Genomic DNA, 8,709 nt, shown 5'->3' with positions numbered 1-8,709 from the left:
GACCTCGCCGAGCGGGCAGGTGCCCTGGGCGAGCGGCAGGATGATGCCGGCGCCGACGGTCCCGCCGACGGCGCGCATCCCGGCCCGCGACAGCAAGGCAGAAGGGCCTAGAAGGCGGAAAGAACCTCGCCGTATCGTGCCAGTGCTTCGGCCGTCGCGCTGACACTGTCCCCTGGAGGTTGGATGACGAACCAGGTGACCCCGGCCTCCGCCAGGCGTCCCAGGTGCTCCCGGTGCTCCTCCACTGAGCCGCCGGTTCGGAGCCAGCCGCTCTGGGGAGTCTGGACCTGGACGTCCAGGTGAGCGTCCTTCCCTCGTATGCCGGCAGCCATGTCGCGGACGGACGAGACGGCTTCGGCCAGCTCCTTAACGCTGCTCAACGCCCGGGTGCGTGTAGTGCGGGAGAGCGTCTCATCGATGAGCAGCGGACTCCATCCCTGGTGTTCCGCTGCACGCCGGCGGGCCCGCGAACTGTTGCCGCCGATCCAGATCGGCGGCCCGTCCGGCTTCTGGACGGGCCGAGGAAGCGGGGCGATCGCGTCGGCCTCGAAGCCACCACCCTGGAAGGTGTAGGGCGTCTGCGTCCAGGCGCCCCTCAGCACCTCCAAGGCCTCATCGAACAGGTCGTTGCGGCTCTCGAACGGGACACCGAGTGCCTTGAACTCCGACTTCATGTAACCGGCGCCCGCCACGAGCGTCATACGCCCGCCCGACAGCACATCCACGGTGGCGACACTCTTGGCCGTCAGGAATGGATTTCGGTACGGCAGGACGAGCAGGTACGAGTGGAGCCGCAGCCGCTCGGTCACCGCAGCGCAGAATGAGAGCGCCGCGGTGACGTCGAGTGCCTCGTGGCCGCCCGCGTCCAGCCACCGCTTGGACGGAGCCGGGTGCTCGGTGAATGCGATGGCGTCCAGCCCCGCGGCCTCGGCGGCCGTGACGACCCGGCGCATGCCGTCGGGTGCGAGCAGGCTCGGATCGTAGCCTCGGACACTGACCGGATAGTCGACGGTGACACGGATCCTTCGGGTCATTCGGTGGCTTCCTGGTCGCCGACGCCGTAACGGACGAGTTCGTGCCGGACCATTCCGTCCAGATCAGTGGCGGGGGGCGCGGGCAACTCGACCCTGGGGGCGCCGCGGGACGGCAGGAGGACGACCGCGGTGCCGGGAGTGGTGGTCTCACCGCGCTGGTTCTCGCACCAGACCTCGAGGTGCACCTCGTTCCGGCCGTCCTGCTGGACCTTGTCCACGACCTTTCCGCGCACCCACGTCACGTCACCGATGTAGTTGAACTTCCGGTGCTCGCAGCGCAGCTTCCACAGCCAGCCGTCGTCGCCCATCCAGTCGGTGATGATGTGGCAGAGCCACGTCTCGCGCATGCCTCCGTAGTCGTAGGAACTCGGGAGGCCGAGTTCCCGGGCGCGCTTCGGCTCCCAGTGCAGCCGCTGCACGGTGTCGGGGATGTTGAGGTCGTTCGGCGGGTAAAGGCCGGGCGCCTTCCGGCGGATGCGGTGGGCCAGGCGGAACGACCCCGGCGGGGTGAGCTGCATGCCCCAGCCGAGATGCCAGACGACGACGTCGGTGGTGGTCAGGGGGCCTTTGACCCGCGGCTGCAGATCGTCGCCGATCTGGACGTCCTCGAAGTAGCGCGGCTCGGCGCCCCGGCGGCTTTCGGCCGCGTAGGCGGCGTCGATCTCGGCCAACTGCTCCGGCGTGTAGGGCTCCTGGACGAGCTTCTCCTTGGCCACCTTCTTGGAGGTGTGCCGCTCGGCGTTGATCCAGGTGCCGCGCCTGACCGCATGCAGATCGCCGGCACCGTTGGTGTAGATGTAATCGTGAGTGATGTGGACGGTCCGCTTGCCGAACCTGCTCGGCTTCGGCTGGACGCCCACCTGCGCCTGCAGGACCCGGCAGCGATCGCCCTGCTCCAGGGGACGCCACCACTCGAACTCCATGACCGCCTGATAGGAGCCGAGCCCGGCGAAAGGATCGCCCTTCAGCAGCGCCTTCGTGTCCGGAGACGGCTTGGGAGCCGCATCCTCGCCCATCGTGTACAGGAACGTGGGCGGTGCGATCAGCTTGCCCCACCGGGAGGCCGCCGCGTACCCGGGGTCGCAGTACAGGGGGTTGTCATCGCCGTATCCGAACGCGAAGTGCCGGACGCCGTCCCACGTCACCTCGTAGTTGTGAGGCGGGTTGTGCTGGGGCTGCGGGACACCGAGGCGCTTTCGCGAGTGCTCGATGGCATCGTCAGTCAGTATCCCGAACTGCACCTCAGATGGCACCTTCTGAACAGAATCCGTCGTGGTCATATCGAAAGAGTATCCTTATTTCAGATCAAGGTCACGAGCGAGGCGGCATGGCCGGGTCGCGAGGCAGGCCGAGTAGCTGCTCGGCGATGGTGTTGCGCTGGATCTCGGCGGTGCCCGCCCCGATGGTCGAGGCGCGGGTGGCCAGCCATCCGCCCGTCCACCGGCCGCGCTGCACCGTGTCAGGGTCACCGCGTCCGAGAAGCCCGAACGGACCGAGCAGTTCGACTGCGAACTCATGCAGTTCCTGCTCGAACACGCTGTTGTACAGGCGGGACACCGAGGACGTGGGGCCGGGTTCGCCCGTGGCGACGATCGAGGCGATCGTCCGGGCCGCGTGCGCGTTCATCACACGGACGCGCACATCGAAGTCGGCGAGTCTGCGGCGGATGCCGGTGTCCGCGACGGCGCCGCGCTCGCGGGCCAGCGCGATCAATTCGTCTACGATCCGGCGGTAGAACGCGGCCTGGTTCAGCGCTCCCGCCGAACGCTCGTGTCCGAGGGTCGTCCGAGCGATGCGCCAGCCCTCGTTCTCCTCTCCCACCCGCTGTGACACAGGCACCCTGACCTCGTCGAAGAAGATCTCGCAGAAGTGCTCGCCGCCGGTGATGTCGCGGATCGGGCGGACGGTCACGCCGGGCGCGTGCGCGTCGATCAGCAGGTAGCTGATGCCCTTCTGCCGTGCCTCCTGCGCGCCGGTCCGGACGAGGACGAACAGCATGTCGGCCTTCTCGGCGTTGGTGTTCCACACCTTCTGGCCGTTCACCACATAGTGGTCGCCGTCGCGACGGGCGGTCGTGCGCAGACCGGGAAGGTCGGAGCCGGCCTCCGGCTCCGAGAAACCCTGTGCCCACACGATGTCGGCGCGCAGCGTCGCGCGCAGATACCTCTCTTTCTGCTCGGGCGTCCCGTACTTGATGATCGTCGGACCGACCATCTCCCAGCCGGTCCCCGGCATCGCCGGCAGCCGGTACCTGGCCATCTCCTCGTGGTAGATGACCTGCTGCTCGAACGGCAGGCCCATGCCGCCCGCGTCGCGAGGCCAGGCGGGCCCGGCGAAGCCGTGGTCGTACTTGGTCGCCGCCCATGCCTTTGCGAAGGCCAGGCGTTCGGCCGCGCCCTTCGGCGCCCTGCCCGGCGCGTGCTCCTTCAGGAACGCGCGCAATGACTCGCGAAACTCTGTGTCGTCAGACATTCACGGCTCCTTCCGTGGTCTCGGCCGTCCCGATTCCGGTGAGCCGCGCGAGCCGCTCGCGGTGCCAGTCGGCCGTACCGAAGAGCAACTCGTCCGTCTTGGCACGCTTGTAGAACAGGTGCGCGTCGTGCTCCCAGGTGAAGCCGATGCCGCCGTGGACCTGGATGGCGCCTGCGGCGACCTCCGTATAGGCACGCGAACAGCAGACCTGGGCGCTCGTGGCGGCGACGGCCAGATCCTGAAGGGCACCATGTGCCGTAAGCGCAGCGAGGTAAGCAGCGGAACGCGCCGCTTCGACCGCGACCATCATGTCGGCGCAGCGGTGCTTCACCGCCTGGAAGCTCCCGATGGGACGTCCGAACTGGTGACGGGTCTTGGCGTAGGCGACGGCCGTGTCCAGGCACCACTGCGCTCCCCCGGCCTGCTCCGCCGCGAGGGCGATCCGGGCCCGGTCCAGCGCGGTCTCGACCGCGGACGGATCGGACGACAGCAGGCGGGCGGGCACGGACGCGAAGTCCAACCGAGCCATCCCCCTTGTCAGGTCGACGGCTTCGTGCGCACGACGGGACAGCCCGGCGGCATCGCCGGAGACCGAGAAGAGCGCCGTCCCGTCATCGGTGCAGGCGGTGACGAGGACGAGGTCGGCGATCGCTCCGTCCAGCACGAAGTACTTGGTGCCATCGATGATGTGGCCGTCGCCGGTCCGCTTCGCGCGGGTGTGAACGGCGCCGGTCTCCCAGGTGCCCTCGGCCTCGACGAACGCCAGCGTCGCGACCGTGGAGCCGTCCGCGATACCGGGCAGGAACTCGCCCCTTGCGTCCTCATCCTCACAGGCCAGCAGCGCCGGCACGGCCAAGCCGATGGTCGCCAGCATCGGTCCGCCGACGAGCGCCCGGCCCAGCTCCTCGAACGCCACGCACATTTCAGCCGCCCCGAACCCCGCGCCGCCGTACTCCTCGGGAACCGTGAGCCCCTGCACGCCGATCTCCGTGGCCATACGCCGCCACAGCTTCGGGTCGTGCCGGTTCTCGGTGTCGATCAGGACGCGCCTGTCGGCATGTTCGTCCAGGAAGGCGCGCAGCACGGCGCGCAGCTCCTCCTGCTCGGAGGTGAATCCGATGTCCACGATGTTCCTCCTGGTCAGCGTCCGGTGAAGACCGGGGCGCGGCGTCCGAGGAAGGCGCGTACACCCTCCTTGAAGTCGTCACCGCGCAGGCTGAGCTCGACCGTGCGGGCCTCCGCCGCCAGGGCGCGCGGCAGGTCGGAGGTCAGATGGTCCGACACCAGTGCCTTGGTGAGGGCATGGACGAGCGTGGGCCCGCTCGCCAGCTCGACCGCGAGGCCCTCCGCCACCCCCGGCAGTTCCTCTGCTCGGACCACGTCCCCGATCAGTCCCCACTCCAGGGCCTGCGGCGCCGGGACGACCGTCCCGCGGATCAGCATCCGTTTCGCGCGTGCCACTCCGATGAGCCGCGGGAGCAGGTAGGTGGCGCCGCTGTCGGCGGTGAATCCCCGCTGCGCGAACGGGTGGGCGAACGAGGCCGTGTCGGCGGCCACCACGAAATCGGTCGCCAGCGCGATGTTCAACCCGAGCGCGGCCGCCCGGCCCTGGACCGCCGCGACGGTCGGCGCCGGGAAGTCCCACAGCGTCTGGATCAGGCGGTGCGCAGTCGCGGCCAGTGAACGGATCATCGAGCCGAGCGGCGGCTTACCATCCCCCGGAGCATTGGCGGTCACTAGGTCCGCGCCGGCACAGAAGTTCCGTCCCTCCGCGTCGATGAGCACGGCTCGGACGTCGCCGGTCGCCGCGGACTGCTCGAGGACGTCGAGCAGAGCGGTCATGTCCTCGCGGCGCAAGGCGTTCGCCTTTCCCGGGCGTGCCAGGGTGATCCGCATGACGCCCCCGGTGAGAGCAGAGCGGACGCCGCCGTCGCCTTCGGCGCTCATTACCGGCCCTCGCGCAGCAGTTCGCCGTGCCGGGCCATCATCTCGATCGCCTTGCGCTGCAGGTCGGCCGGAACCTGCGGCAGCAGTGCCGGGCCCTGCTCGCGGCTCGGCACGGCGACGGTCGCGGTGCCCTTCATCGTGTCCTCGCCGCGCTGGTTGGTGGCCTTGAACGAGATGTCGACCAAGCACCGGCCGTCCCGATCATCCTTCGCCGTGACCTCGCCCGACAGGAACTGGGTGTCGCCCTGGTAGTTGAACTTGCGGATCTCGTCGTGCTGCGCGACCACCCAGGCGTCGTCGCCGGCCCAGTCCGTCAGGTAGTGGTGCGCCCAGCACTCGCGGAGCACGCCGTAGTCGTAGGCACGGGGGTTTCCGATGGCCTGCGCCCAGGCGGAGTCCCAGTGGACGCGCTGCGCGACGTCCGGCACCCCGTAGTCGTTCTTGATGTAGAAAGGGGCGATCCGCTGCCGGTTCTGGTAGGCGAGCCGGCCGGTCTTCAGCCCGTAGGGGACGAAGCCGTAGCCGCCGGCATGGAAGACGACCATGTCGGTGGTGGTCAGCGGGCCCTTCACCATCGGCGGGAGCGCCTCACCGATCTTGATGTCCTCGTAGTAGCGCGGCTCGCGGCCGCGGGGCTTCTCCGCTGCATAGATCTCGTCGATCTTGGCGAGGTCCTCGTCGGTGTAGTTCGGCTCCTCGATGTTCTTGTACTTGCCGCGCTCGCGGGCCTTCTTACGCTCGGTGTAGATGACCAGGGTGCGGTAGACGCCGACGATCTCGGCGTTCCCGTTCATCTTGACCTCGCGGTTCACCTTGACGACCGACCGTCCGGCGAACTCCGAGCGCTTGACCTCGACCGACTCCAGGCCTCCGAAGCTGTAGAGGGTGTCACCGGGCCGGATCGGCCGGTACCAGTCCCACGTGCCGCCCGACACGAAAGCGTGGATGCCGCGGTAGCTGCCGCCCCGCTCCTGCTTGGACGGCCGCTCGCCGCGCAGCGGGGCGTTCAGGATCGCCGCCATGATCGGCGGGGCGATCTGCCCGCCCCAGCGGGTGCCCCGCCCGTACTCCGGGTCGGTGAACAGCGGGTTGTCGTCCCCGTAGCCGTTGGCGAAGTTGCGGATGGCCTCCGGCGTCGCGGTGCCGAGGAACTCCTGCGACCGGCTCGCCCAGTCGCGGCCGACGATCGCGCGGTCCTTGTCGATGTCGGCGTCGTTCAGTTCGGCGGAGGTCGCCTGCTCGAACTCCTCCTTTGTGCGCTCATCGGTCGTCTCGTTCATCAGGCGGTCCTTTCGGTGGCGAAGAGGGCCCGGACGTCCGGGCGGCTGATCTTCATGGACGGGGTGCGCGGCAGCTCGTCCACGATCTTGATGTCGGCGGGCAGGTGGTAGCGGGCGAGCCGGCCTGCCAGCCACTCGCGGAGTTCCGCGGCCTCGGCCGGGGACTGGAGGCTGACCGCGGCGACCGGAACCTCGCCGAGCCGCTCGTCGGGCAGTCCGACGGCGCAGGCATCGGTGACCGCCGGATGCGCTTTGAGCGCGTCCTCGATGACGCTCGGAACGATCTTGAAACCGCCCCGGTTGATGGCGTCGTCAGCACGGCCGTGAATGAACAGGAAACCGTCCGCGTCCAAGGAGGCCAGGTCGGTGGTGCGCGTCCAGCCGGCGCCCGGAAGCTGACCTCCGCGCGCCTCCAGGACTCCGATCTCGCCGGTGTCCAGCGGCGTTCCGCTCTCGCGGTCGACGATGCGCAGCTCGATGCCCGGGTGGGGACGCCCGACGCTCCCCTTCTTCAAATGGCCCCATTCGCGGCGCATTCTCAGATGCCAGCCGGCGATGGCACCGGCGAACTCCGTGGCGCCGTAGTTGGTCAGCACGGGAACGCCATAGCGGGCCTCGAAGCGGTCGGCCTCGGAGGGGTCCAGCGGCGCGGTCCCGGACAGGACCCCGCGCACACCGTCGAACACGTCGGGCGGAACGTCGGCGTCCATGACCATGCGCATGGCCGCCGGCGGCAGGCCGATGATTTTGGGACGGTGCTGGCGGACGAGGGCGGTCCAGGTCTCGACGTCGAACCGCTCCATCAGCGCCGTGGCCCGTCCCTCCAGGACGGCGCTCACAGCGAAATAGAATCCGCCGATGTGCACGAGGGACGCCCACAGGATGCCGGTCCCGGGGCGCAGGCGCGCCTCTGCGTCCATCGCGGCACCCGTGCCGGCGGCGTTGAACGCTGCGGTGAACCGGTCGTAGGTCAACTCGACCCGCTTGGGCTTGCCAGTGGTCCCGCTGGTGAGCATCAGGATCGCCGCATCGGAGACCTCGGCCGGGCGTGGATCCGGAGTCCAGTCGGTCGTGTGCCGGATGAGAGCGCGGGCATCGCCGGTCTCGATCGCGACCGCCCCTACCCGACGCGCCGCCGCGGCGACACCCTCCCTCGCCCAGTCCTCCGGATCCGCGATGACGGCCTGCGGAGCGAGTCCTGCGATGTCCTCGGCCAGCCCGGAGTCCCCGTGGAACGGGCTGAGCGTGATGACCTCGCGGCCCGTCGCCAGCACGGCGATCAGCGCCGCCACGTGGGCGGGACGGTTGCGCAGCACGATGCCGATGCGCCTTGCGCCCGTCCCGTCCAGCAGATGCTCTAGATCCTCGATCGCCTCGCGGTGGAAAGACCACGGGTAGGTCCGATCACCGAACGTGAGGGCGGTCGCCGAAGGATCGATGGCGATCATCCGGCGCAGCCGCGCTGACAGAGGCCGCCCGCATTCGGGGCCGACGTCGTTCATGGGTTCCCTTCGTTCGAGCACTCGGACCGGCCCGCTGGGGCGCACAAGCCTTGCCAGCAGGGAGGCGAGTCCGGTGTCGCGCGGATTCGGGCCGACGTACGGCGAGACCCCCAGTACCTCCCCGGCCGGGGGTAGCTCGTCCGGCTGGTCGTCAACGAGGACGGCGGGGGTGTGCTCTGGCGGCAGGTCGGGCAGGACCCAGCGACCGTCCCCGTCCCGCCGTTCCTTCTCATGCACGGCCGCGACGTATCCGGCGATGCCCGCTCCGTCAGCGCGGCGGCGCGCATAGTCGGCGCCACCCGCGCTCCAGAGCAGCACGGGCACGCCCCGCTCGGCCAGACCGCTGAGCAGTTCCCTGGCCAGCGGGCGCAAGGACGTCCCGGTCACGGAGTCCAGGAGGGTGCCGTCCACGTCGAACAGCCATGCCGTCGGAGTCAGTTCGTCCACTCAGCCCACATCCACTTAGATGACTTC

General features: G+C 69.4%; 7 protein-coding genes. All 7 read right to left on the bottom strand.

Features of this window, described 5'->3' with window-relative positions; genetic code table 11:
* Positions 1-107 precede the first annotated feature (107 nt).
* Entirely contained in the window at positions 108-1,034 is a 927-nt protein-coding gene (locus tag AB0C78_RS43225) for an LLM class F420-dependent oxidoreductase (RefSeq protein ID WP_360759983.1), read from the bottom strand.
* Positions 1,031-2,275: a MaoC family dehydratase N-terminal domain-containing protein gene (locus AB0C78_RS43220; protein WP_360759980.1), complete on the bottom strand. Its 1,245-nt coding sequence runs from the start codon at positions 2,273-2,275 to the stop codon at positions 1,031-1,033. Before AB0C78_RS43220 ends, AB0C78_RS43225 begins: the two co-directional genes overlap by 4 nt.
* 70 nt (positions 2,276-2,345) lie before the next feature.
* On the bottom strand, positions 2,346-3,506 hold the full coding sequence (locus tag AB0C78_RS43215; RefSeq protein WP_360759977.1) for an acyl-CoA dehydrogenase family protein: 1,161 nt from the start codon (positions 3,504-3,506) through the stop codon (positions 2,346-2,348).
* Positions 3,499-4,632, bottom strand: coding sequence for an acyl-CoA dehydrogenase family protein (locus tag AB0C78_RS43210; protein ID WP_360759974.1), 1,134 nt, complete (start codon positions 4,630-4,632; stop codon positions 3,499-3,501). Before AB0C78_RS43210 ends, AB0C78_RS43215 begins: the two co-directional genes overlap by 8 nt.
* A gap of 14 nt (positions 4,633-4,646) precedes the next feature.
* Positions 4,647-5,453 carry an enoyl-CoA hydratase-related protein gene (locus AB0C78_RS43205; protein WP_360759971.1) on the bottom strand — a complete coding sequence of 269 codons (807 nt, stop codon included), beginning with the start codon at positions 5,451-5,453 and terminating at the stop codon, positions 4,647-4,649.
* Positions 5,453-6,733, bottom strand: coding sequence for a MaoC family dehydratase N-terminal domain-containing protein (locus AB0C78_RS43200; protein ID WP_360759968.1), 1,281 nt, complete (start codon positions 6,731-6,733; stop codon positions 5,453-5,455). The genes AB0C78_RS43205 and AB0C78_RS43200 overlap by 1 nt, the downstream gene beginning before the upstream one ends.
* Positions 6,733-8,682, bottom strand: a complete 1,950-nt coding sequence (locus AB0C78_RS43195) for an AMP-binding protein (protein WP_360759966.1) — start codon at positions 8,680-8,682, stop codon at positions 6,733-6,735. The genes AB0C78_RS43200 and AB0C78_RS43195 overlap by 1 nt, the downstream gene beginning before the upstream one ends.
* Between the last annotated feature and the right edge of the window lie 27 nt (positions 8,683-8,709).

Source organism: Actinomadura sp. NPDC048394 (assembly GCF_040651755.1).
In the GTDB taxonomy this organism is placed as follows: Bacteria; Actinomycetota; Actinomycetes; order Streptosporangiales; family Streptosporangiaceae; genus Spirillospora; species Spirillospora montaniterrae.
This window is presented reverse-complemented; position numbering and strand designations above follow the sequence as displayed.